Origin of the sequence: Corynebacterium limaceinasi (genome assembly GCF_046717465.1) — a bacterium.
GTDB lineage: Bacteria > Actinomycetota > Actinomycetes > Mycobacteriales > Mycobacteriaceae > Corynebacterium.
In genome coordinates this window covers 557,523-580,898 of the sequence record NZ_CP177100.1, presented here as the reverse complement: position 1 = coordinate 580,898, position 23,376 = coordinate 557,523, and the positions used below count along the sequence as shown (strand labels likewise).

At 58.4% G+C, this 23,376-nt stretch carries 18 protein-coding genes and 1 pseudogene; 13 read left to right on the top strand and 6 right to left on the bottom strand.

Going from position 1 to position 23,376, the window contains the following annotated elements; translation table 11 throughout:
• Window position 1: 1 nt before the first annotated feature.
• Window positions 2-730 carry an LppP/LprE family lipoprotein gene (locus tag ACLI1Q_RS02880; RefSeq protein ID WP_239269347.1) on the top strand — a complete coding sequence of 243 codons (729 nt, stop codon included), beginning with the start codon at window positions 2-4 and terminating at the stop codon, window positions 728-730.
• A gap of 121 nt (window positions 731-851) precedes the next feature.
• Here ACLI1Q_RS02880 and ACLI1Q_RS02875 read toward each other — a convergent pair whose 3' ends face one another.
• On the bottom strand, window positions 852-1,763 hold the full coding sequence (locus ACLI1Q_RS02875) for a DUF4282 domain-containing protein (protein WP_411697066.1): 912 nt from the start codon (window positions 1,761-1,763) through the stop codon (window positions 852-854).
• Window positions 1,764-2,038: 275 nt separating this feature from the next.
• Here ACLI1Q_RS02875 and ACLI1Q_RS02870 point away from each other — a divergent pair, with 275 nt between their 5' ends.
• The 6 genes from ACLI1Q_RS02870 (at window position 2,039) to ACLI1Q_RS02845 (ending at window position 8,533) form a co-directional block, all read left to right on the top strand.
• Complete coding sequence (locus tag ACLI1Q_RS02870; protein WP_411697065.1) at window positions 2,039-2,902, top strand: sulfurtransferase; 864 nt, start codon at window positions 2,039-2,041, stop codon at window positions 2,900-2,902.
• Between the two features lie 150 nt (window positions 2,903-3,052).
• Window positions 3,053-4,813, top strand: coding sequence for an acetyl/propionyl/methylcrotonyl-CoA carboxylase subunit alpha (locus tag ACLI1Q_RS02865; protein ID WP_239275602.1), 1,761 nt, complete (start codon window positions 3,053-3,055; stop codon window positions 4,811-4,813).
• A gap of 22 nt (window positions 4,814-4,835) precedes the next feature.
• On the top strand, window positions 4,836-5,294 hold the full coding sequence (locus ACLI1Q_RS02860) for a hypothetical protein (protein WP_239275604.1): 459 nt from the start codon (window positions 4,836-4,838) through the stop codon (window positions 5,292-5,294).
• Window positions 5,295-5,452: 158 nt separating this feature from the next.
• Window positions 5,453-6,958, top strand: a complete 1,506-nt coding sequence (locus tag ACLI1Q_RS02855; protein WP_411697064.1) for an ATP-binding cassette domain-containing protein — start codon at window positions 5,453-5,455, stop codon at window positions 6,956-6,958.
• A gap of 85 nt (window positions 6,959-7,043) precedes the next feature.
• A complete protein-coding gene (locus ACLI1Q_RS02850) occupies window positions 7,044-7,412 on the top strand; it encodes a GntR family transcriptional regulator (RefSeq protein WP_239270053.1) in 369 nt (122 codons plus the stop codon).
• Complete coding sequence (locus ACLI1Q_RS02845; protein WP_239270052.1) at window positions 7,409-8,533, top strand: DUF1648 domain-containing protein; 1,125 nt, start codon at window positions 7,409-7,411, stop codon at window positions 8,531-8,533. Before ACLI1Q_RS02850 ends, ACLI1Q_RS02845 begins: the two co-directional genes overlap by 4 nt.
• Here the strand turns inward: ACLI1Q_RS02845 and ACLI1Q_RS02840 are convergent.
• Window positions 8,530-9,816: a thymidine phosphorylase gene (locus ACLI1Q_RS02840; protein WP_411697063.1), complete on the bottom strand. Its 1,287-nt coding sequence runs from the start codon at window positions 9,814-9,816 to the stop codon at window positions 8,530-8,532. The two genes, ACLI1Q_RS02845 and ACLI1Q_RS02840, sit on opposite strands and share 4 nt — an antisense overlap.
• Before the next feature lie 205 nt (window positions 9,817-10,021).
• Between ACLI1Q_RS02840 and ACLI1Q_RS02835 the strand changes: the two genes are divergently transcribed.
• The 6 genes and pseudogenes from ACLI1Q_RS02835 to ACLI1Q_RS02810 form a co-directional block, all read left to right on the top strand.
• On the top strand, window positions 10,022-10,462 hold the full coding sequence (locus ACLI1Q_RS02835; protein ID WP_239270050.1) for a cytidine deaminase: 441 nt from the start codon (window positions 10,022-10,024) through the stop codon (window positions 10,460-10,462).
• A 33-nt stretch (window positions 10,463-10,495) separates the two neighbouring features.
• On the top strand, window positions 10,496-11,716 hold the full coding sequence (locus ACLI1Q_RS02830; protein ID WP_239275610.1) for a NupC/NupG family nucleoside CNT transporter: 1,221 nt from the start codon (window positions 10,496-10,498) through the stop codon (window positions 11,714-11,716).
• Between the two features lie 595 nt (window positions 11,717-12,311).
• Window positions 12,312-12,893, top strand: a complete 582-nt coding sequence (locus ACLI1Q_RS02825; RefSeq protein WP_005281569.1) for an ATP-binding cassette domain-containing protein — start codon at window positions 12,312-12,314, stop codon at window positions 12,891-12,893.
• Between the two features lie 259 nt (window positions 12,894-13,152).
• Complete coding sequence (locus tag ACLI1Q_RS02820; RefSeq protein WP_239275612.1) at window positions 13,153-13,911, top strand: ABC transporter permease; 759 nt, start codon at window positions 13,153-13,155, stop codon at window positions 13,909-13,911.
• A gap of 140 nt (window positions 13,912-14,051) precedes the next feature.
• Entirely contained in the window at window positions 14,052-14,330 is a 279-nt protein-coding gene (locus ACLI1Q_RS02815) for a GntR family transcriptional regulator (protein ID WP_005281564.1), read from the top strand.
• 94 nt (window positions 14,331-14,424) lie between these two features.
• Window positions 14,425-15,471, top strand: a pseudogene (locus tag ACLI1Q_RS02810) (DUF1648 domain-containing protein); the annotation flags it as partial.
• Between the two features lie 253 nt (window positions 15,472-15,724).
• On the opposite strand, the gene ACLI1Q_RS02805 reads toward ACLI1Q_RS02810, so the two are convergent.
• The 4 genes from ACLI1Q_RS02805 to prpD form a co-directional block, all read right to left on the bottom strand.
• On the bottom strand, window positions 15,725-19,156 hold the full coding sequence (locus ACLI1Q_RS02805) for a pyruvate carboxylase (protein WP_284771789.1): 3,432 nt from the start codon (window positions 19,154-19,156) through the stop codon (window positions 15,725-15,727).
• 483 nt (window positions 19,157-19,639) lie between these two features.
• On the bottom strand, window positions 19,640-20,800 hold the full coding sequence (locus ACLI1Q_RS02800) for a bifunctional 2-methylcitrate synthase/citrate synthase (RefSeq protein WP_239270045.1): 1,161 nt from the start codon (window positions 20,798-20,800) through the stop codon (window positions 19,640-19,642).
• 13 nt (window positions 20,801-20,813) lie between these two features.
• A complete protein-coding gene (prpB, locus tag ACLI1Q_RS02795; RefSeq protein ID WP_239270044.1) occupies window positions 20,814-21,746 on the bottom strand; it encodes a methylisocitrate lyase in 933 nt (310 codons plus the stop codon).
• Entirely contained in the window at window positions 21,746-23,257 is a 1,512-nt protein-coding gene (gene prpD, locus ACLI1Q_RS02790; protein WP_239270043.1) for a 2-methylcitrate dehydratase PrpD, read from the bottom strand. Before prpD ends, prpB begins: the two co-directional genes overlap by 1 nt.
• Window positions 23,258-23,376: the final 119 nt, after the last annotated feature.

The following is a 23,376-nucleotide window of genomic DNA, read 5'->3' as shown; positions in this document are numbered from 1 at the left end:
TATGTTTGCTAGAAATATATCCCGCTGCTTAAGTTCCAAGGCCGCAATAACGCTCCTCGCTGCGGCCCTGCTGCTTAGCTTGGCGGCGTGTGGCTCGGGCGATCAGGAATCTAATTCAGCTTCGTCCCAATCCGAATTTTCTACCCACAGCCCAGAAACCTCGGGGCAGACCCACACGGTAACCGAAACGCCCACTGAAGAAGCCCCGGAACAACCCAACGATAATAAGGGCAAGGATTCTTCCACCGATTCCGAATGCGCGGATCTACCAAACGATCCCCGGGAAGCCTATGCATCTGGCACCGCGCCCGGGCGCATGCCCTCTGATAGAGGTGATGACTTCAACTTTTGGATCGCGGATATCGACAACTCCTACGATCCCTGTGCGCCCATCAGTTGGATTACTTTCAACGGTGAGGTGGGGGACAAAAATGGCCCCAACAATAACGCAGCATCGGTCGGCCATGCACTGGCCCTATACGTCCATGGAGAGCCCGTGAATGAAGTCACCATGTTTGACTCGGTTGATAAGGTCAGCCGCGTCTCAGACGATGCAGTCGACTTCACGTGGGGAGAGCGCTCAATTACTACGTCCGCGGGGATCACCGCGCATCACACAGTGCGCCTCCAGGTTGATGGTGACTCGGTGGAACCAGTCTCTGGCGATATTGACCTTTTCAATAAGGCTTTGAATGAGCACATGACGTTCATGCTCGGTTCTTATGGCTAGGCCATAGGAGTTGCCGTCTTCCATTCGTCTTCGCGCACCACATAAAAATGACCCCGCGGATTGCCGCGGGGTCATTATCTATAGGAGTTTCAGGCACAATTCATAGTGCCCAGTCTTTATCCTAAGACTCCTTGTCCAATAGGTCTCCGGTGTTTTGCGCTGTGCGCACGTTTGCCACTAACGCTTCCAAGGCGAGCCTTGTGATCACCATCCCAGCATAAAAAACCACAGTAGCTAGCAGGACGAGGACGATGAATCCGATAAAGCTGAGGAGAACGTATCCAAACTCGCCCTCCGAAATTCCATCTATACCGACGATGGTCCCTAGAATAAATGCCACTAGAACGTGGAGAGCCCACCAAACTCCGCCCAGCACCATAGCGTCGACATAGATCGCCTTCACATGGGTCAGAGTCATGAAATCTTTAAATTCAAATTCCCAAAGCCCACCTAAGAGGCCTTTTTTATTCCCCAGGCCCCTCATAGCTGCACCGAATCCACGTTTGTTCTGTCCAGCTACTCGCCCATAGCTTTGAGGGGCCTCAGTGCCCTGAGGGGGTTGACCAAAATTTGGGTGAGAACCTGCCTCCGGGTTGTACCCGCCTGCAGCCGATGCCTCCTGTGATTGTTGTCCCGTGCCCCACCCGGCGTCTGGCCCAGCATCATTAGCAGGCCGGCGGTTGTTTTCTGCCGAGTTTGCGGACGAGGGCTCCGAATCAGTAGCAGATTTATGGTCCTGCGATGCGGATTCTGCATCTGCTGCGGACGATTGGGAATCCTGGGGGCTGGACTTATCCGAACCAGCATCTACAGGCTGATCGCCGCCTGGAGTTGAAGCTGCATTCTCAGCAGACGTACTAGGTTCTTTGGCCTCCTGCGCACGAGGCTCCTGTCCACCATTTTTCTGCGCCTGATCGTTCTGTGGTTTAGGAACGGCGGACTCAGGAGTTTCAGTGTTCTGACGGGGTTGTTCCGAAAAATCACGGGGTGTAAAGCTTTGAGGGGCGTCAGAGTTGCGGTCGTTTTCAGCCATTATCTGGTCCTTTTAGTTGTAGTCAGGGTAGGTAGGAAAGTGTCCCACGCCACTAATTCGCGGGGCCACTAAGCAGGTTACAGCGTCAACCCAAAATTTATCCATCTCTGACGCAGCTCACCCCTTCGCAACGTCGCGGCCCCTACCGAGTCAATTCATTCCACGCACGTTATGTATGGAAAACCACTTTCACTATTCCAATGTGATAAATCGAGAAAATTCGAGTTAAAGTAGTGGGAGCGAAAAAATAGGTTTATTAGAAAGGTAGGCGGGCAGTGACAGACGTAGACCCCTATCCCCCATTCCAGCAATATGCGCACCCAGAGCGGCTTGTTTCCGCTCCGTGGCTGTCCGCGCGCCTAGGCATTAAAGGGTTACGCGTTATCGAGGTCGATGAAGACTCTCTTTTGTACGATATCGGGCACATTCCCACGGCGACGCGGATCAACTTCCGCACCGAGCTAATAAGCTCGCTCACGCGCGACTTTATCAACGGTGAGGAATTTACCCGCTTGATGCGGGAAAAGGGCATCCACGAAGACGATACCGTTGTCCTGTACGGCGATAAGTCCAATTGGTGGGCGGCCTACGCACTATGGGTATTTACCCTCTTTGGCCACAAAGACGTCCGCCTCCTCGATGGCGGACGCGATGCGTGGATGTCAGAAGAGCGCGATACCTCCTTCATGGTCCCAGAATTCCCCGAATCCAACTATCCAGAGGTAACCCGGGACGACTCCCTCCTGCGCGCCTTTGTCGCCGACGTACACGAGGCAACCGGCTCCCTGGTTGATACCCGGCCGCCGGAAGAATTCGCAGGTGAAGCGACAGAGTTCGACCCCAATGGAAACTCGCCTTATGGCACCACCATGTGCCACGGGCACATTCCGGGTGCGATCAACTTGGAATGGGATCGCGCAACCTACCCCAACTCCTGTTTCCGCAACGTTGATGACCTGAAGGTCAACTACGGCATGCTGGAACCTGATACCCACACCATTTTGTATTCCCACCTAGGAGCGCAGGCCGCGTTCACGTGGTTCGTGCTCACTTACCTTTTGGACTTTAAAAAGGCGCAGGTCTACGATGGGTCATGGTCTGAGTGGGGCAACATGGTCAATATGCCGATTGAAAAGTAGATTTTCGTCCGGCCAATAATTACCCACATCACAGCGATGTGGGTTTATTTTTGTTTAAACGTAACAATCATTGCCAAACGGACGACTTTATATTTTGGTGTGCAACAATAGATCCCGTAGTAAACGAAGTGTATTCAGGAGGTTACTGCCGTGGCAGTAGAAACCAAGAAGATCTCCAAGGTTCTCGTAGCGAACCGAGGTGAGATCGCCGTACGCGTTATTCGTGCTGCTCGCGATGCCGGGATCTCCTCCGTCGCCGTTTATGCCGAGCCGGACGCGCAGGCACCCTTCGTCACGCTGGCCGATGAAGCTTTTGCCCTCGGCGGTTCTACCTCTGCTGATTCTTATCTTGTCTTTGACAAGATTCTGGATGCCGCCGCTAAGTCCGGCGCGGATGCCATCCACCCCGGCTATGGTTTCTTGTCCGAAAATGCCGATTTTGCCCAGGCAGTTATCGATGCTGGCCTGACCTGGATTGGCCCGCCTCCCCAATCCATCCGCGCTTTGGGAGATAAGGTCACGGCCCGCCACATCGCCGAGCGCGCCGAAGCTCCCATGGCCCCTGGCACCAAGGATCCGGTGGCCAACGCGGATGAGGTCAAGGCCTTTGCGGATGAGCACGGCTTGCCCGTAGCCATCAAGGCGGCGTTTGGCGGCGGCGGCCGCGGCATGAAGGTCGCGCACACCGCTGAAGAGATTCCGGAGCTATTTGAATCCGCGACCCGCGAGGCCACCACTGCCTTTGGCCGCGGCGAGTGCTTTGTCGAGCGCTACCTCGATAAGGCCCGCCACGTGGAGGCCCAGGTTTTGGCAGATAAGCACGGCAATGTGGTGGTCGTCGGCACGCGCGATTGCTCTCTGCAGCGCCGCTTCCAAAAGCTCGTAGAAGAAGCGCCGGCGCCTTTCCTGAGCGACGAGCAGCGCGCCTCCATCCACGAGTCCGCCAAGCGCATTTGCCGCGAGGCTGACTACTGCGGTGCCGGCACCGTGGAGTATTTGGTCAGCGCCGATGGCCTGATTTCCTTCCTCGAGGTCAATACCCGCCTGCAGGTGGAGCACCCCGTTTCGGAGGAAACCACCGGGCTGGACCTCGTGCGCGAGCAGTTCCGGATTGCCCAAGGCGAAAAGCTTTCGCTCAGTGAGGATCCAGCACCGCGCGGGCATGCCTTTGAGTTCCGCATCAACGGCGAAGACGCCGCGGCCGACTTCATGCCCGCTCCCGGGACCATCGTCAAGTACTCCGAGCCCGCTGGGCCGGGCGTCCGCGTGGACTCGGGCGTCGTCGAGGGCTCCGTCATCGGCGGGCAATTCGATTCCATGCTGGCCAAGCTCATTGTCTGGGGTTCGGACCGCGAAACCGCCCTGCGGCGCTCCGCCCGAGCCCTGGATGAATACCAGGTTGAGGGCCTGCCCACCGTGCTGCCCTTTGACAGAGCCATCGTTGCAGATCCCGCCTTTACCGCGGAAAATGGTTCCTTCGATGTCTACACCAAGTGGATCGAGGAGGCGTGGGATAACCAGCTGACGCCGCACGATGATTCCACCGATGCGGAAGCCGGCGCGCCCGAGGCCTCGCAGGTCCACACCGTGGAAATCGACGGCCGCCGCATCGAGGTAGCATTGCCCGCCACCTTTGGCATTACCGGCGCGCGCAAGCGGAAAAAGCGCAAGGGTGCCGGCACCAAGTCTGCGGTGTCCGGCGATGCCGTGACCGCACCGATGCAGGGCACGGTCATCAAGGTCAACGTGGAAGAGGGCCAAGAGGTAGAAGAGGGCGATATCGTCATGGTCCTTGAGGCCATGAAGATGGAAAACCCCGTCAAGGCCCACAAGTCCGGCACAGTAACCGGGCTGGCGGTCGAGGCCGGCTCGTCCACCACCAAGGGCGCGCAGCTGCTGGAAATTAAGTAGCCGCGCCAGCTAGCCTGGAAGAATGACTGATTCTTCTCTTGGTGTTCGCTTGGCCAAGGAAGAGGACCGCGACTACCTTGCGGGCCTCTTCCCTTCCCATATCGCGGACTGGTCCCCCATCGTTGATGGCGGCGTCATCGCCTTGCCCCTTGCCGCCAACGAGGACCCAACTGTAGAGCCCGTGGGGGCCGCGCTCCTGCGCTACTACCCCGCCGCCGCCAAGGGCCCAGCCTTCCTTGGGGATCCGGGCGCTGACCCGCTTGACGATGCCACCTGGCTCACCCCCTTCGACCCCGAGGACATCCCCGAGCTCATCGTCGCCACGAACGGCACCGGCGACGAAGCAGACCGAGCCCACGACCTGCTCGTTGCTAACGCTATCGATCTCGCGGCCGAGCAAACCGCCCCTGGTATCGCGTCCGCCACGCCACTACCGGGCTTCGAGGAGCTCACCCAGGGTAAGTTCTTCCGCCGCTTCTAATCTGGCGTCTGTCTCTTGCAGGCCTCTGGTTCCAGCAAGAGATGAATTTTAGCTAGAGCCCTTGTGTTTTGCACCACAGCTGCTATTGTTGAGGTCTATGAAGATTTCCGCCTAGTACGACGTCCCTTGCACACTCGTTCTTTAAAGGTGGATTCTTCATGCCGATTTCTTTTTCCCAGCTCAGCCTGTCGTGGCCAGACGGCACGCCCTGCTTTTCCCAACTTTCCGGAACAATCCCTGACTCGGTTACTGGAATGATTGGCGATAATGGATCCGGAAAATCAACCCTTGCTAAGGTCCTGTCCCACCAGATCGCACCATCCTCGGGCACATTCACGGCACCAGAGGTCACGTATCTAGACCAAGATCTTGGCTTGCGTGACTCCTTAACCATCGCCGAAGTATTCGGCGCGGCGGAAAAGATTGCCGCGCTCCACGCACTAGAAGCGGGAAATTACTCCGAGGAACTGCTGAAAACCATTGGTAACGACTGGGATATCGAAGACAGGATTCATGCCTGCCTCCATAACGCAGGCGTTCCCTACCCGCTAGATCGCACCATCGGTACGCTGTCTGGAGGCGAAGCGGTCACCATCGCATTAAACGCCGCCTTTTTTGATCACCCAGACTTTGTCATCCTCGATGAGCCGACCAATAACTTGGACGCAGCAGGAAAATCCAAGGTCATCAACCTTATTTCCAGCGCTTCTACGCCCATTCTTGTCATCTCCCATGACCTAGACCTGCTCTCCCATGTCGAGCACATTGCAGAACTCTACGCGGGAAGTTTGCGGTTATTTTCCGGAAATTATCACGCCTACCGGGAGGCCATAGAAACCGAACAGCGCGCCGCCGAAGCAGAAACTCGCGAGGCCAAAGCCGAACACCGCAAGCAAGTGCGCGAGCGCGAGGCGATGCAGGTGCGCATTTCCCGGGACAATCGCCGCGGCAAAGCCTTCTCGCACAACCGCCGAAAGCCCGGGATGGCGATGGGAAACGATAAGAACCGCGCCCAAAATACCGCGGCTAAGCGGTCGGCTCAGGCATCGGGTTCGGTGCAGGAAGCATTTGCTGCCTATCAAGCTGCGCAACATAAGATCCGCCCAGACGAGCACGTTCACCTTGACCTCCCAGGCACGCAGTTGCCCAATGGCACCCGCGTGCTCACCAGTAACATCGTGGATATAACCGGCCCTGAGCATGTTCGTCTTATGGGTCCAAACGGCAGCGGGAAAACCACGTTCCTTAATGAGGTTGCGCGGGGCGGCGTTGAGTACAGCGTGGACTGTGGATATTTGCGGCAGAAAATCACCTTGCCGGAAGATCGCACAACCTTAGAGATGGTCACAGAGGCCAACCCCACTGCTCCCCCACAACTCATCCGCGATCAATTGGCGCAGCTGTTATTTCGCGATGACCAGGTGCACCGCCGCACCGGCCTGCTATCCGGTGGCGAACGTTTCCGCGCGGAATTTGCCAGGGTGCTTTTGGCCGATCCCAGCCCGCAATTCCTCTTGCTTGATGAGCCCACCAATAATTTGGACATCACCACCATAAAGTGGCTCGTGCAGATCCTCGAGTCCTACAAAGGTGCATACTTGCTGGTCAGCCACAATGAGGGCTTCTGCAAAGAGCTCAGCCTCACGTCGCAGGTGCATATCTAGGCCCCAGTCTCCGCTTTGTATTACCTCCACTAATACAGACTGTGCTACTATTAGTTGCACAAAACTTATTGGAAGGAGGTAGCTCATGCTTATCACGCTCAACCCTGACGCGGATGCGCCGGTCTTCCAGCAGATCCACGATGAAATCGTGCTGGCCATCGCCCGCGGGCAGCTTTTCGACGGCGACAAGCTCGATCCCGTGCGCCAGGTCGCCGCGGATATTGGCATTAACCCGGCCACCGTAAAACACGCCTACGACTTGCTCGTTGCTGATGGCCTCGTCGAAACCGCGGGTCGCTCCGGATCGATCGTCCGTCCCGGCGCGCACACCGCGGCGCAAGAACAGCAGGTTCGGCAACGCCTGTGCCGCGTGGCGACCCTCGCCCGCGCCCAGGGCTTTTCCACTGAGGAGCTCCACGGCTATCTCGATTCCATACTGAAGGAGCTCGCATGATTCTTACCGTCCTCATGGCCGCGACCACGCTGGTCATAACGTGGATAATGACCACGATCCCAGCACTTGCGGCGCCAGGCGCCCCGCTCGGCGTTCGCGTTCCCCAAAGCCATCTTTCGGATCCCGTTGTGGTCGACGCTATTTCTGGTTTTAAGACTCGGACGTGGGTTGTGGGCATCGCAGCGGCGGTTATCTCGCTGTTCTACGTCAACCACTCGTGGGTGGCGGCTCTGTCTTCCCTGCTGGTCATTATCGGCAGCACGTGGGCTTACCTCTCCCAGCGCCGCTATATCATCGCGGCCAAGAAGGACGGCGGCTGGTTCGACGGGGTAGAAACCGCGGTCAGCGCCCAGGTAGCGGAGCGGGACGCCGACGCCACACAAGATATTGATGTACCAACGCCGTCTTTTCCCTGGCTGACCATGTTGGGTTCCTTGCTGGTCATCATCGCCGGTGCTCTCATCGTCGCCGCCCATTGGTCCGACATCCCCGATCCCGTGCCAGTGCACTGGGATGATTCTTTGGAGCCGGATAGCTGGAGCGACAAGTCCATCGGCAGCGTCTTTTTCATCACGTTTATCGCGCTGGGAATGTGGTTGCTTTTCGCCGGCATCTGCTGGCTTATCCAACGCACCGCGGTTCGCCCGCGCTCGGAGCGCTCCATCAAGGCGCGGCTACGCAATCAGGCAAACCTTACAGCCTCCAACGAAGCGATGGGCGTCCTGCTGCTTCTCATGTCCCTCGGGCTGTCGTTTATACAGATAACCGGCCCGGTACCGAGCTATCAGGACCTGGCTGGCTTCTCCTTTATCACCATGGTGGTGATGACCATTAGCGGCACCATAGCCATCGTGGCAATGATACTTCGCGCCCAATCGCAGCTCGAGGATCAGCTGCGCGGGGTGAAACTTCCGGATGGAGACAAAGAGTCCCCCGATAATGACGAACATTATAAATGGGGGATCCTGTATTACAACCCCGATGACCCAGCGGTGCTGGTGGACAAGCGCCTAGGCGTCGGAGTGTCCTTCAACTACGCCACATGGCAGGCGAAGGCCTTCCTCGCCGTCATAGCGGTCATCGTCATCGGGTCGATTGCTCTTCCATTAATCCTGATTTAGCCAATGCGGTCCAGGATGATCTGGCGCTCCTTATCCAGCGGGGCGTCGGTAATCTTAAAGCCCTGCTGCAAGGTCTCAAGGGAGCGCTCGAAGCGCTCTGGGGTTTCCGTGTGCAGGGTGAAAAGCTTCTGGCCCTTGGATACCTTTTCGCCCTTGACCGCGTGCAATTCGATGCTCGCGGTTGCCTGTACCGGGTCTTCCTTCCGCGCACGGCCAGCGCCCAGGCGCCAGGAGCTCACGCCGACGGACAGGGCATCAAGCTCGGTAAGGTAACCATCGGATTCAGCGATGACATCGTGGGTATGTGTAGCCACGGGAAGCTTGGCGTCTGGGTCTCCGCCCTGCGCCTTAATCATTTGCTTCCACTTATCCATGGCGCGGCCATCCTTGAGCGCCTTTTCCACGTCGGCATCGTGCACGCCGGCCGCTTCCAGCATCTCGCACGCAAGGGCCAGGGTCAGCTCGACGACATCGCTTGGCCCGCCGCCTGCCAGGACCTCGACGGATTCCTCGACCTCGAGGGCGTTGCCCACCTTTCGGCCCAACGGGGTGGACATATCCGTCAGCAGTGCCGTGGTAGCCGTGCCGGCGTCATTACCCAAGTCCACCATGGTCTGCGCCAGCTCGCGGGCCAAGGTCTCATCCTTCATAAAGGCGCCGGAGCCCACCTTGACGTCGAGAACCAGCGACGAGGTACCTTCAGCGATTTTCTTCGACATGATGGACGAAGCGATAAGCGGAATCGCCTCAACGGTGGAGGTGATATCGCGCAGGGCATAGATCTTCTTATCCGCGGGCGCCAGTCCAGAGCCTGCCGCGCAGATGATGCAGCCCGGGTCCTCCAGGATTTCCATCAATCGTTCATTGGAAATATCCGCCTGCCAGCCAGGGATGGCCTCCAGCTTGTCCAGGGTGCCACCAGTGTGGCCCAGACCGCGGCCGGAAAGCTGCGGAACCGCGACGCCAAAAGCGGCAACGAGAGACGCGAGAGGCAGCGTAATCTTATCGCCAACACCACCGGTGGAGTGCTTGTCCGCAGTCTTCTTGGACAAGGACTCAAAGCTCATTGTCTCACCGGAGGCGATCATCGCCTTGGTCCACTGCGAGATTTCCTCGCGGTTCATGCCGTTGAGGAAGATCGCCATATTGAGCGCGGCCATCTGCTCATCTCCCACGACCCCGCGCGTATAGGCATCGATGACCCAGTCGATTTCCTCCGGGCTAAACACCCCCTTGTCGCGCTTGGTACGAATAACATCTACCGCATCGAATTTCTCGGCCATGACGACTCCTCCTGTACTGATTTGGAAACCGAAACATACAAGCACATAATGTGATTTACTGCACTATATACAGTGGTTGTGCACTCCACCACGTCCAATTATTATTCCCTATAGAACAGATGTCAACGAGTATTTTTCTTTTTGTTCTATTGGAGAATTAACGCAGTCTCTCTTCACCCCCCGTACAAAGAAAGCCCATACCGCAATGAACACCACCCCGGATTCGCCTCCCACCGATGCCGAATTGCTCAACCTCGCAGAAGAAGCAGCCCACCACGCCTGGGCGCCCTATTCCTCTTTCCCCGTCGGTGCGGCTTTGCTGCTTGCCGATGGCCGCATTGTCACCGGCTCCAACGTCGAAAACGCCTCCAGCCCGTTAGGCATTTGCGCCGAACGCAACGCCGCCGCACACATGGTCACCACCGCAGACGTGACGGCCACCGATGGCCACTTGCCCAGCATTCCGCAGATTAAAGCGGTTGCTATCGTCGGTTTGAAGTCCGCACCTTGCTACCCTTGCGGTGCCTGCCGCCAGGTCCTGCGGGAGTTTAACTGCGAGCGCGTCATCGTCTCCGTCGATGGAAAGCCCCGGAGCCATGACTTTGCTGAGATCCTCCCCCTCTCCTTTGGCCCAGAGTCACTCTAATTAAAAAGTCCCTTCAAAGAACGGTCAGAAAATATGGAACGCTTACAAGGATTGCTCGGCATCATCGCCATTCTTGCAGTAATTTACGTCCTGTCGAGCTCGCGTAAAAATATCAAGTGGCGCACCATTGGCGTGGGCCTTGTCCTGCAGGTGGTCTTCTGTTTCTTGGTCCTCGCGTGGGAACCTGGATTCAAAGCCCTCAAGGGCATCGCCAATGGGCTAACTAAGCTCACGGAATTTACCAACGAAGGCACCCAATTCGTCTTCGGCGGCCTCTTCGGTGATGACTTCGTTTTCGCCCTCAATGTGCTGCCCGTGATCATTTTCTTGGGCGCCATCATCGCCGCCCTGTACTACCTCCGGGTTATCCAGTACTTCGTGGAATACGTCGGATCCGCCATCAAGTGGCTCATGGGCACCTCCAAGGTGGAATCGGTCTGGGCCACCACCGTGATCTTCCTCGGCCAATCCGAGGCACCGCTGGTAATTAAGCCCTACCTGCCCAAGCTCACCCGATCCGAGCTTTATACCTGCATGGTCGGCGGCTTTGCCTCCGTGGCCGGTTCCACGTTGATCGGCTACTCGCTCTTGGGTGCGCCCCTGGAGTACTTGCTCGCCGCATCGCTCATGAATGCGCCGGGCTCCCTGCTCGTCGCCAAGGGCCTCATGCCAGAGACCGAAGAGACGAACCTCGACGCTACCGTTAAAGACGTTCGCGATACCGAATCCAAAAACATCATCGATGCCATCAGTAGCGGTGCCATGGCCGGCGGTAAGATCGCCATCTCGGTTGCCTGCTTGCTCATCGCCTTCATCGCCTCGATCGTGATGCTCTCTGCCATCCTCGGCGGCATTGGTTCCCTCTTCGGCCAGGATAACTGGTCGCTCGAAGGCCTCTTCGGCATCATCTTCGCCCCAGTGGCCTGGCTTATCGGTACGCCTTGGAACGAGGCCCTCGAGGTGGGTAACTTCATCGGCCAAAAGACCATCCTTAACGAGTTCGTTGGCTACACCGCCTTTGGTGAAAGCGTCGATGAGCTCAGCGATAAGGCCATCTTGATCTCCTCCTTCGCCCTCGCTGGCTTCGCCAACCTGTCGTCCATCGGCATCCAGATTGGCTCCATCGGTGGCCTCATCCCTGAGCGCCGCGGTGAAGTAGCAAAACTTGGCCCGCGCGCACTCTTCGGTGGCTTCCTTACCAATATGCTCAATGCCGCCATCGTCGGCGTCATCGTTGCACCAATGGTTCTCTAACCCGCCCGGCCAGATTCGATAACTAATCACGCCAAAATTTCCCAAAAGCAACCGCGTTTCCACAAAAATCAGGGCCGAAAATGGCCAAACGCGGTTGCTTTTAGACGTTTCCGCGAACTAGGTATGCAGCGACACAATTAATTGGTTGCGTCCTCTAGCTTTATACACCTTGAACCGTACGGAGTTTGTGTCAGCTCACGGCGCAGACGAGCATTCTCAGCGCGAAGATCGGGCTAGCTTAGCCCATCGGAGGATCCTCGGCGTTCGCGCTCATTTTGCCCCACCGGCCTAAAAGAACCTCGGCAGTGGGAGTGTCTAATGGTTTGTGTGTGGCAATCTATCCCGAATCAAATACTGGGCTCGACGAGAAAGAGAAACCTGTGATCCGATTCGCCATGAGAGATTACGGCACCCTAAAACCTCTAGACAGGCTCTTGTGACTTACATGCCAGGCACAAGGAGCCAAGCCCATCAATAGAACAGGAACGCACAATCATACCCAAGGTTTTAATCCAAGATTACTTCCTGAAACAATTGAATCGCATCAAAGCTACCGCCCCCTAGGGCCAGCCACCTGTCTGCTAACCTGGCAACGATGTTGACAATAGATGCAGACTACGGACATTCCGCCGCCTTGGGGCACCTCAATCGCAGCTTTAATGCCGGTCGCGTATACGGCCTAAAAGGCCCGAATGGTGCGGGTAAATCTACGCTGCTGCAGACGTTGAGCGGCGAGATTGCCCCACTAAATGGCACCGTTTTCATCGACGGTGCCGCGCCCGGTAGCGCTGCGGCGGCCGGTTCCGTCATCTCCGTCGGGGACCCAGTCTTCCTCCCCGATCTCACCGTGGGTGAGCACTTTAGCTTGCTATCCCGCCGCTCCGGCGTAAACTTTGCCGAGGTCCATGAGCTCTGGGCCATCGACGACGCCATCCGGAACTCCGCTGTCAGCAGCCTTTCTTCTGGCCAGCGCCAGCGGGTCTACCTCGCAGCCCAGCTTTATCAGCCGGCCAAAGCCTTGCTTATCGACGAACCCGAGCGCCACCTCGACCACACCTGGACCGCCTTCTTGGCCGAGGAGCTACGCCACCTGGCAGCCAATGGCCGCTGTGTGGTGCTCGCTTCCCATTCTCCGGCCATCTTCGCTGCCTGCGACGAAGTAGTGAAGATTTCATGAAACTTCTTCCACAGCTTCCTCAGCCATCTATTACGCCTTCATCGCGGCACTTATCGCGAGCGTCAGCGTCTACGCCTGGCACAATGCTGCAGCGCTTCTGCCCTCGCTAGCACAGCGCACGGCCGCTGCTCTGCCCGCAACCGCGACCATTGGTGCCGGGCTCGGCTCGCTCGCCCTCATCATCCTCCTCGAGGCGCTCTATCCGCTGCGCAGCCTTTCGCTCGGGCGTTGGGTCTATGCGGATAGGCCGCGGGGGCGCATGGGAGGCGTCGATAAGCTGTCTATTGCCCAGCTCGCCGGCGTGAGCCTCCTAGGTCTTGCCCTGTGTGCATCGCTGCATCTTCCACTCTATGCGGCGATAACCCTCCCCCTGCTGCGGTTTGCCATCGGCTGGCGATCCTTCGAACTCGCCTCGCTCCTCCGCGCGGGCCGTACCCGTGCCATCGGCTCGTCCTCCTTTGGGCTACTGGATTCTGAGGTTTCTGCCGATGCTATCGCCTCCCAATCCGCTCGCCTGCGCCCGCGCTCACATGCCACGGCTTCGCTCAGTCTCCTCTTTGCTCGGCGCCTGTTTCGCCGGTGGTACATCCCCCTCGGTGCGGTCGCCGTCATGGGACTGACCCTAGCGCTAGCACCTCAGCTCGGCGGCCTTGCTCTTATTGGATTTGCTGCCGCTTGGACCATTGTCGGCGCCGCTACTGGCCGCGCCGCCTCCTTCGGCCGCATCGTCGATGGTGCGTGGCCCGACTGGGGACTGCCACTGGCTGCCACCGCAGGTGCTGCCGTTGTCGGCACCGCCTTCATCGCCACCGTGTGGAAGCTGTCCCTGTTCACGCTCGCAGCATGTTGTTTGGGGCTTAGTTACACCGCTTTTAAGCGCTCCCGTCCCGCACGCGTTACCACCATGAATATCATCGATACCGGCGGCTTCGGCGCCTCCTTCTCTCCCGAGGTCTTCGGTTACTTCATGCGCGGGAGCTACGGTATTGCTGCCATCGCTGGGGCCCTTTTTCTCTAGTCTCCCTGCCCCGCAACCCAGGTACGTCACTGCATTAAGTCGCAGGTACCTGGGATTCTTTTTGCCCTCTTTTCTGTACCACATAAAATAATACAGCTTGTGTTACAGCAAGTAATACAGAAAAAGATTGGAGGTGACAGATGTTCATTACCCTTCACCCCGAATCTGACGTCCCCGTTTTTCAACAGATTCACGATGAAATCGTTTTGGCTATCGCTCGCGGACAGCTTTCCGATGGCGACAAGCTAGATCCCGTCCGCCGCGTTGCCAAGGATATAGGCATTAACCCTGCCACCGTGAAGAAGGCATACGACCTCTTGGTTTCCGAGGACCTTGTAAAACCGCCGGACGCTCCGGCTCCATCGTCAGGCCTGGTGCTCGCACCACCGCGCAAGAAAAACAACTGGAAGAGCAATTAAGCCGCATAGTCGCACTCGCCCGCGCCCAAGGCTTTAGCCCAGATGAGCTCCACGCTCGACTCAGCTCCACCCTTAATGACCTGGAAGTATCACCATGATTTTCACACTCATAATGGCCGCCACCACCCTGGTTATCACCTGGATCATGGCCACAGCCCCCTCCCTGGCCTCACCTGGCACACCGCTCGGAGTGCGCGTGCCCAAGGCTTATCTTTCTGATCCTGCGGTTACCTCCGCCCTCGCCGGATTCAAGATACGCACGTGGAGCTGCGGCATCGTGGCAACGGCCATGTCCCTCTTTGCCTGGAAACTGCCGTTATTAGCCGCACTACCTTCCCTCGTGGTGGCGCTCGGTGGCATGTGGGCTTATGCGTCCCAACGCCGCCGTATCATCGCGGCTAAAAAGGCGGGCGGCTGGTTCGACGAGGTTGAAACCAGCATCGCTGCCCGTGTTTCCACCACAGCCATTGATGCGCCCGAATTTCGCGGCATCCCTACCCCGACCTTTCCGTGGGTAACCATGCTCTCTTCCCTGCTGTGCATCGCGGCCGGTGCCATCATCGTCGCTTCCCACTGGTCCGCCATTCCGGACCCCGTTCCCGTGCACTGGAATGAATCCATGGAGGCCGACAATTGGAGCGACAAATCAATTGGGAGCGTATTTTTCTCCTCATTCGTCGCTTTAGCATTGCTGGGCCTATTTGCCATTATCTGCTCTTTTATCGCGCATAGTGAGGTGTCCCCACGCTCTGAGCGCAGCATTAAAGCGCGGCTGCGTAACGAAGCAAACCTCGCCCTGACGAACACCGGCATGGGAGTCCTCACCCTGCTCATCAGCGCCGGGATGGCGCTGATGCAGGTAACCGGCCCTATCCCGCATTATCAACGCTTCAACGGCGCCGCGATCACCACAATGCTGATTCTCACCATTGGTGGCAGCATCGGTCTAGTTGTATTTCTTCTCTACAAGCAATCCCGGTTATCCGAACAATTGCGCGGTATTCACTTCGCTGATGAAGACAAAGAATCACCGGACAATGACCACCTCTATAAATGGGGAGTAATATATTACAACCCGGATGATCCGGCGGTACTGGTAGATAAGCGCTTCGGTACGGGAATGTCATTTAATTATGCCCGGTGGCAGGCCAAAGTCTTTTTCGGCCTCGTGGTACTCATCTTGGTCGGCTCGTTAGCATTGCCCGTCATCCTTGGTTAAGGCGAGCCTCCGCCATCCTCGCGAATCAACGATTTCGTCCATCTAGAGCAAGGATTTCGTCGACGGTTGCGGTCATTTGGATGGACGAAATCGTTGATTTTTAGCACAGCTAGACACCAAAGCGCCCCGCTGCCTCGAGATAAATCGAGGGAAGCGGGGCGCTTGAGTGTGCAGACTAGTTGATTACGGCAATGAGGTCGCCGCCTTCCACCTTGGTGGCCTGGCCAATGGCCACGCGTTCGACCACGCCATCCTTGGTGGCGGAAATGGAAGCTTCCATCTTCATGGCCTCGATGACCGCGATTTGGTCGCCGGCCTTGACCTCGTCGCCTGGCTCTGCCGTGGGGTTGACCACACCGGCGAACGGGGCCGCTACGTGGCCGTCATTGGACGGGTCCGCCTTCTCCACCGTGGCCACGGTGGATTCGGCGTTTTCATCGCGCACCTTCATCGGGCGGATTTGGCCGTTGACGTTGAGCACAACATTGCGCATGCCCTTCTCATCCGGCTCACCCACGGCATCGAGGCGCACCACGATCTGCTTAAGGTTGGAGCGATCGGTGGAATCTTCTGGGAAGAAGTGCACTACCTTTTCTTCGCCTTCGGTCAGGCCGTAGAAGAAGGTCGTATCCGTCAGCGCCTCGGTATTGCCATACTTGCGGCGGAACTCGTTGAATTCCTCGAACTGCTTGGGGAAGAGCAGGCGGTTCAGGCTGGCGCGGCGCTCATCCGAGTTATCCGACTCCAGGTGCGGCTGCTCCTCTGCCGGGACATCGTTAATCTGCGCACCGGTTTCGGCGCGGCCATCGAGGACCTTATCGCGCAGCTCCGGCCAGCCACCCGGAGGGGTACCCAGCTGGCCGCGGAGGAATTGATCCACGGAATCCGGGATATCGTACTTCGTCGGGTTCGCCGCAAAGTCTTCCGGAGAAACGCCGGTGCCCACGAGATGGAGCGCCAAATCACCCACCACCTTGGAGGACGGGGTGACCTTGGTGGGGCGGCCTAGCATCTCGTTGACGGCGGCGTAGTTATCCTCGATGACCTCGAAGCGATCCGCCAGGCCCAATGCGACGGCCTGCGCGCGCAGGTTCGACAGCTGACCACCCGGAATCTCGTGCTTGTACACACGGCCGGTCGGGCCAGGAATGCCGTTCTCGAACGGGGCGTATAGCTGACGCACGGCCTCCCAATACGGCTCCAAATCCGAGACCGCTTGCAGGTCGATTCCTGTATCGCGCTTGGAGTTGGAGAATGCAGCGATGAGCGCGGAAAGCGAAGGCTGCGACGTGGTGCCGGCCAGCGGTGCCGAGGCGCCATCGACGATATCGGCGCCGGCGCGCGCCGCCGCGAAGTAGGTAGCGATCTGGCCACCGGCGGTATCGTGCGTGTGGACGTGGACCGGCAGGTCGAATTCCTTGCGCAGCGCGGTCACCAGCGTGTGTGCGGCCTCTGGGCGCAGCAGGCCGGCCATGTCCTTAACGGCCAGGATGTGCGCGCCGGATTCTACAATCTGCTCGGCGAGCTTCAAGTAGTAATCCAAGGTGTAGAGGTCTTCCTTCGGCGAAGAAAGGTCACCGGAATACGCCATGGCTACCTCGGCCACGGTGGTATTCGTCTCGAGCACGGCATCGATGGCAGGGCGCATCTGGGAGACATCGTTAAGCGCATCGAAAATGCGGAAGACATCCACACCGGACTTGGCCGCTTCCTGCACGAAGGCGCGGCAGACCGAATCCGGGTACGGGGTATAACCCACGGTATTGCGCCCGCGCAGGAGCATCTGGATGTTCTGATTCGGCATGGCCTCGCGCAGTAGGTCCAAGCGCACCCAGGGATCCTCGTGGAGGAAGCGCATGGCCACGTCATAGGTAGCACCGCCCCACGCCTCCACAGAGAAGAGGTCCGGGGTCAAGCGCGCCACGGCCTCTGCCGCTGAGACCAAGGCGGTGCTGCGCACGCGGGTAGCAAGCAGGGACTGGTGGGCATCGCGGAACGTCGTGTCCGTAACCATCAATGGTTCTTGGGCACGAATCTTTTCCGCGTACTTCTGTGGCCCTAGCTCCAGGAGATCATCGCGGGAACCGCGCGGGAGCGGCTCTTCCGTGTTGAACTCCGGCAGCTTATCAAACGGGCGCAGCGCGGTGGGCCTATCACCATTGGGCTTATTCACGGTGACATCCGCGATGTAGTCCAGGATACGACCGGACTCATCTACCGCCGGTGGCGCCTTGAGCAGATCCGGGTGCTCGGTAATGAATCCAGTATCGACGCGGGTATTGACGAAGTCAGATTCATTGAGCAACGCGCGCAGGAAGCCGATATTGGTGGCCACGCCGGAGACGTGGAACTCGTTCAGCGCGCGGCGAGCACGGTGCACAGCCTGCTCGAAGGTGGTGCCGCGGCAGGTCATCTTCACCAACAGGGAGTCGAAGTTGGGCGATACCTCAGCACCCACGGAGGTAGCGCCGTCCAAGCGTACACCAGCGCCGCCCGGCGAGCGATATGCGGTCAACGTACCCGTATCTGGGCGGAAGCCGTTATTCGGGTCTTCGGTAGTAATGCGGCACTGCAGGGCGGAGCCGGTAATGGTGATATTTTCTTGCGACAGGTTGATGTCTTCCAAGGAAGCACCGGCGGCGATATTCATCTGCGCCTTGACGATGTCCACACCGGTAACCTCCTCGGTCACGGTGTGCTCCACCTGCACGCGTGGGTTCATCTCAATAAAGACGTGGTTGCCGCGCTCGTCCACGAGGAATTCCACCGTGCCGGCGCCCTCATAGTTAATGTGCTCGCAGAAGTTCACGGCATCCTGGCAGATGCGATCGCGCAGCTCCGGATCCAGCGACGGCGCGGGAGCGATCTCTACGACCTTCTGGTGGCGGCGCTGCACGGAGCAATCGCGTTCAAAGAGGTGAATGACATTGCCCTGGGCATCCGCGAGCACCTGCACCTCAATGTGTTGCGGATTAATCACCGCGGTCTCGAGGTACACGCTGCCATCACCAAAGGCCGCCTCGGCCTCGCGCGAGGCTTCTGCTGCCCGTTCGCGCAGCTCAGATTCCGATTCCACGTAGCGCATACCGCGCCCTCCACCGCCAGAGACGGCCTTGACAAAGACTGGGAAGCTGAAGTCACCGGCGTCTGCCACCAGCTTATCGATGTCCGTAGTCGGCTCCGAGTCCTGCAGCGTCGGCAGCCCTGCTTCCTTCGCGGCGTTAACCGCAGCGGATTTATCACCGGTGAGATCCAGCGTGCTCGGGGTGGGGCCAATGAACTTAATGCCATTATCCTCGCAGGCACGGGCCAAATCGGCGCGCTCGGACAAGAAGCCGTAACCCGGATAGATTGCGTCCGCCTCAGACTTCTTGGCAGCGCGGATGATTTCCTCGATATCGAGGTATGCCTTGACGGGCTGTCCCTCGTCACCAATGCGCACTGCCTCATCCGCAAAGGCGCGGTGGAAGGAGTTGCGATCTTCACGAGGATAGACGGCGACGGTCTTCGCCCCCGTTTCAAAGGCAGCGCGGAAGGCACGCACGGCGATTTCACCGCGGTTGGCTACCAAAATCTTGTCGAACGATGGAAGGGCGGAATTGGCCACTTGGGTGTTCCTTTCAACTTGGAAGACACTGCGTTGCAATGTCCCCACTGGGGTGATCCGTCTCTCAGTTTAGAGATAAAAATAGTTTTTATCATCCCTTTTTTGAACGGAATTTTCTACACTCACCTGCAACTTAAACCCCGCGAAAGCAATTTCTGCCAGTCAACCAGTAATAACAGGCCTAACAATTTTGCAAAGTCTGCAAATTTCATCTGGCAAATTTTTCGCAGCCGGTACCGCAGCCGCAGCTGGATCCGCAGCCGCAGTCGGGGCCGGAGCTGCAGCCGCTACATGCGCATCCTCCTATGCAATACCTGAGGCGAAAATGCAACATCTGAGGGCGCGGGTCGCTCAGTTATACCGTAGAAGGATGCACATATAGCGTAGGAGGATGCGCAAATGCTCCCCACGCAGGCATGGGGAGCATGGACGGCTCACTACCCGGTTACACGGACCGCCCGAACCGCGCGGGAAGCCGAGTGTTTAGAAGGACTTCGGTGGAACGGAGCGCTGGTCTTCGCCGACGTATGCGGACAGCGGGCGAATCAGCGAGTTGTTCTCATTTTGTTCCACGATGTGCGCGGTCCAGCCGGTAATGCGGGCCATGACGAAGATCGGGGTGAAGAACTGAATGTCGAACCCGAGGATGTGGTAGGCAGGGCCGGCCGGGAAGTCCAGGTTTGGCTTGATCTTGATCGAGGTGTTTTCCTCCATGGTCTTGGCCATGATGTCGTACATCTCGATCCACTTGGTCTGGTCGTGCTGCTCCGCCAACTCCTTGAAGGCGGCTTCCATGGTGGGAACGCGGGAGTCGCCGTTCTTGTACACGCGGTGACCAAAGCCCATGACCAGTTCCTTATTAGCCAGCTTGTTCTTGGTCCACTCCTCTGCCTTGGCAGGATCGTCTACCTCGAGGAAGTTCTTCATGACGGCCTCGTTGGCACCGCCGTGCAGTGGTCCCTTGAGAGCGCCAATGGCGGCGACGATGGCGGAGTAGGTATCAGACATCGTGGAGGTAACCACGCGTGCCGAGAAGGTTGAGGCATTGAAGGAGTGCTCGGCATAAAGGATGAGGGACTTATCAAAGGCCTCGATATCGGCGCGGTTTACCGCTGGGGAGCCTTCTTCATCGCCGAAGACCATCCACAGGAAGTTTTCGGCAAAGCCCTTCTTGCGGGACGGCTCGATGTAGCCCTCACCGCGGCGGCGACGGATATCGAGCGCGATGATGGTGGGGATCTTCGCCATGAGCTCGAGCGCGGTACGGCGCACGTGCTCGGAGTCCTTGGTGTATTCCTCCGCATCCTGGGCACCGATGAAGGAAATCGCCGTGCGCAGAACGTCCATTGGGTGGCAGCTTTGCGGCATGGACATGATCAGGTCAATGAGGTGGCGGTCCAGGTGACGCAATGCCTTCTCACGCGCGGAGAAGCGGATGAGGGATTCTTGCCCCGGCAGCTTGCCATTCCACAAGAGGTACGCAACCTCTTCGAAGGAGCAGTAGCGGGCCAGTTCTTGGACCGGGTAGCCGCGGTAGGTCAAGGAGTTGGTCTCAGGAACGACCTTGGAAATGGCGGTTTCATCAACAACGACGCCATAAAGCCCCTTGCGGATTTCTGGGGTTTCGTTTTTCTTATCGGACATGGCCACTGGCTCCTTAGCCTTCAAAAGTGGGTTGATAGTTGTCTTTGGAATAGGTGAATACGGACTGGTCGAACTCGTTGTATTCCTGGTAGCGGACCAGTTCGTACAGGCGGGAGCGGTGCTGCATGCGCTCTAACCACTCAGTCTGGATACCGGTTTCCTGCAAGTCGCGCAGGAATTCTTCGGTAGCGCCCATGGCCACGCGGAAGCTGGAGACCGGCCAGATCACGGCGTTGTATCCCAGTCCGTCGAGGGTCTTTGCTGATTGCAGCTCGGTTTTGCCGAACTCCGTCATATTCGCCAACAGCGGCGTATCCACGGCGGCGCGGAACTTTTCAAAGTCCGCAGGGGAATACAGCGCCTCGGTGAAAATCAGATCCGCACCGGCTTCGGCATAGGCCTTAGCGCGATCGATGGCGTCATCGATGCCATTGACACCGGCGGCATCAGTGCGCGCGCAGATGATGAAATTAGGATCGCGGCGCTCATTGACGGCCGCGCTGATGCGGCGGACCATGACTTCCTTGTCCACCACTTCCTTGCCATCGAGGTGCCCGCAACGCTTCGGGTTAACCTGGTCCTCCAGGTGGCAGCCGGCCAGGCCGGCATCCTCGAGGGCGGCGACGGTGCGGGCGGCGGACATGGGTTCGCCGAAGCCGGTATCGGCATCGACAAGCACGGGCAAGTCGGTAGCGCGCGCGATCTGCCCGGCGCGCTGGGCCACCTCGGTCAAGGTGGTAAGCCCGATATCGGGCAGGCCTAAATCGTTAGCCAGCACCGCGCCGGATACGTAGACGCCGTCGAAACCGCCAATGTCCTGGATAAGACGGGCGGTCAGCGGATTAAACGCGCCCGGCAGCGTGGTAATCGATCCGGATTCGATGGATTTGCGGAAGTTCGCACGCTTTTCAGCGTTGGTGATTGTAGAACCAAATAGTCCAGCCATTAGAAGATTCCCTCCGGTTTCTCGGGCGCGGTGGCGAGGTGCTCATCGCTGACCCGCACGTTGAGTTCGGTTAGATCGGTGAGGTTTTCTAGGTCTTGCACGGCGGTGAGGAAGCGCTCTTGCTCGGCCTCGTCGACGACGCCATCGGCAAGCTTTTTGAACTTGGCAATGTACTGCTCGCGGGCGAAGGGGCGGGCGCCCAGCGGGTGGGCGTCTGCCACGGCGCGCTCGTCCTCGATGACGGTGCCGTCCTTGAAGGTGATAACTGCCTTGCCACCGAAGGCCTTTTCCTCCAGGTCGTTGGAGTGATAGCGGCGCGTCCACTCGGGATCCTCGACGGTGGAGATCTTCTGCCACAGCTCGATGGTCTCCGGGCGGTTGGAGCGCTCAGGGGAATAGGAGGTTTCGTGGTCCCACACGCCATCTTCTAGCGCGACCGCGAAGATGTACATCACAGAGTGGTCCAGGGTTTCGCGAGAGGCGGAAGGATCCATCTTTTGCGGGTCGTTCGCGCCGGTGCCGATGACGTAGTGGGTGTGGTGGGAGGTGTGCAGCACGATGGACTCGATATCCGCCGTCTTGAGGCCCTTGTCCTCTAGCGTCTTTTTCAGCGCAAAGGCCATATCGATGGGCGCCTGCGCCTGGTATTCCGCGGAGTGTTCCTTAGTGTAGGTATCCAGGATGGCGGTCTTGGCCTCCCCGTTTTCCGGCAGGGGCACGGTGTAGGTGCGCTCTGGCGAATGCAGCATCCAGGCGATGAACCCGTCCTCGCCCTCCCAGATCGGCGCCGGGGCACCCTCGCCGCGCATGGTGCGGTCGACGGCCTCGATGGCCATCTTGCCGGCGAAGGCTGGCGCGTAGGCCTTCCACGAAGAAATCAGGCCCTTGCGGGACTGGCGGGTTGCCGTGGTGGTGTGCAGCGCCTGGCCGACGGCCTGGTAAATCGTGTCCCTATCCAGGCCCAACATGGTGCCAAGCCCCGCGGCTACCGATGGCCCCAAGTGCGCCACGTGGTCGATCTTGTGCTCGTGCAGGCACATGCCTTTGACCAGGTTGACCTGGATTTCATAGCCGGTTGCAATGCCGCGGATAAGGTCGCGACCGCTCAGACCCTTGTGCTGCGCTGCAGCAAGGAGCGGTGGAATATTATCGCCGGGGTGTGAATACTCGGCAGCGAGGAAGGTATCGTGGTAGTCCAACTCGCGGACCGCAGTGCCATTGGCCAGTGCTGCCCACTCCGCGGAATACGTGCCATCGATGCCGAAGATGGTGGATCCGCCCTTGTCCACGGGATGGGCTTCTGCCATCACCCGCGCGGAGGTGACGGGGCCACGGGCAACGGAGGCCATAGCTACGGAGGCGTTATCGATGATGCGGTTGATGATCATCTCGGTGGTTTCTTCCGGGACCTCTACGGGGTCCGCGGCCACCTCGGCCACCTTGTACGCCAAGTGCTCCTCGTAGGGGAAGTCCTCGGCGGATTTATGAGTGCGTACCTCATGGTTTTTCACTGGTTGCGTCCTCCTTCATCAAGAATGCGTTGCACATCACAGTAAATGCTTGCATGTGGTGCACGCTATAGGTAATGTTTGTGGAAATTAGCGGACTTCTTTTGTGAAATCTGCAAAAC

What these genes read in the sequence shown, in the direction of transcription:
- ACLI1Q_RS02880 (WP_239269347.1), top strand. Translation starts at nt 2, where the DNA reads ATGTTTGCTAGAAATATATCCCGCTGCTTAAGTTCCAAGGCCGCAATA.
- ACLI1Q_RS02875 (WP_411697066.1), bottom strand. Translation starts at nt 1,763, where the DNA reads ATGGCTGAAAACGACCGCAACTCTGACGCCCCTCAAAGCTTTACACCC.
- ACLI1Q_RS02860 (WP_239275604.1), top strand. Translation starts at nt 4,836, where the DNA reads ATGACTGATTCTTCTCTTGGTGTTCGCTTGGCCAAGGAAGAGGACCGC.
- ACLI1Q_RS02855 (WP_411697064.1), top strand. Translation starts at nt 5,453, where the DNA reads ATGCCGATTTCTTTTTCCCAGCTCAGCCTGTCGTGGCCAGACGGCACG.
- ACLI1Q_RS02850 (WP_239270053.1), top strand. Translation starts at nt 7,044, where the DNA reads ATGCTTATCACGCTCAACCCTGACGCGGATGCGCCGGTCTTCCAGCAG.
- ACLI1Q_RS02845 (WP_239270052.1), top strand. Translation starts at nt 7,409, where the DNA reads ATGATTCTTACCGTCCTCATGGCCGCGACCACGCTGGTCATAACGTGG.
- ACLI1Q_RS02840 (WP_411697063.1), bottom strand. Translation starts at nt 9,816, where the DNA reads ATGGCCGAGAAATTCGATGCGGTAGATGTTATTCGTACCAAGCGCGAC.
- ACLI1Q_RS02835 (WP_239270050.1), top strand. Translation starts at nt 10,022, where the DNA reads ATGAACACCACCCCGGATTCGCCTCCCACCGATGCCGAATTGCTCAAC.
- ACLI1Q_RS02830 (WP_239275610.1), top strand. Translation starts at nt 10,496, where the DNA reads ATGGAACGCTTACAAGGATTGCTCGGCATCATCGCCATTCTTGCAGTA.
- ACLI1Q_RS02825 (WP_005281569.1), top strand. Translation starts at nt 12,312, where the DNA reads ATGTTGACAATAGATGCAGACTACGGACATTCCGCCGCCTTGGGGCAC.
- ACLI1Q_RS02820 (WP_239275612.1), top strand. Translation starts at nt 13,153, where the DNA reads ATGGGAGGCGTCGATAAGCTGTCTATTGCCCAGCTCGCCGGCGTGAGC.
- ACLI1Q_RS02815 (WP_005281564.1), top strand. Translation starts at nt 14,052, where the DNA reads ATGTTCATTACCCTTCACCCCGAATCTGACGTCCCCGTTTTTCAACAG.
- ACLI1Q_RS02800 (WP_239270045.1), bottom strand. Translation starts at nt 20,800, where the DNA reads ATGTCCGATAAGAAAAACGAAACCCCAGAAATCCGCAAGGGGCTTTAT.
- prpB (WP_239270044.1), bottom strand. Translation starts at nt 21,746, where the DNA reads ATGGCTGGACTATTTGGTTCTACAATCACCAACGCTGAAAAGCGTGCG.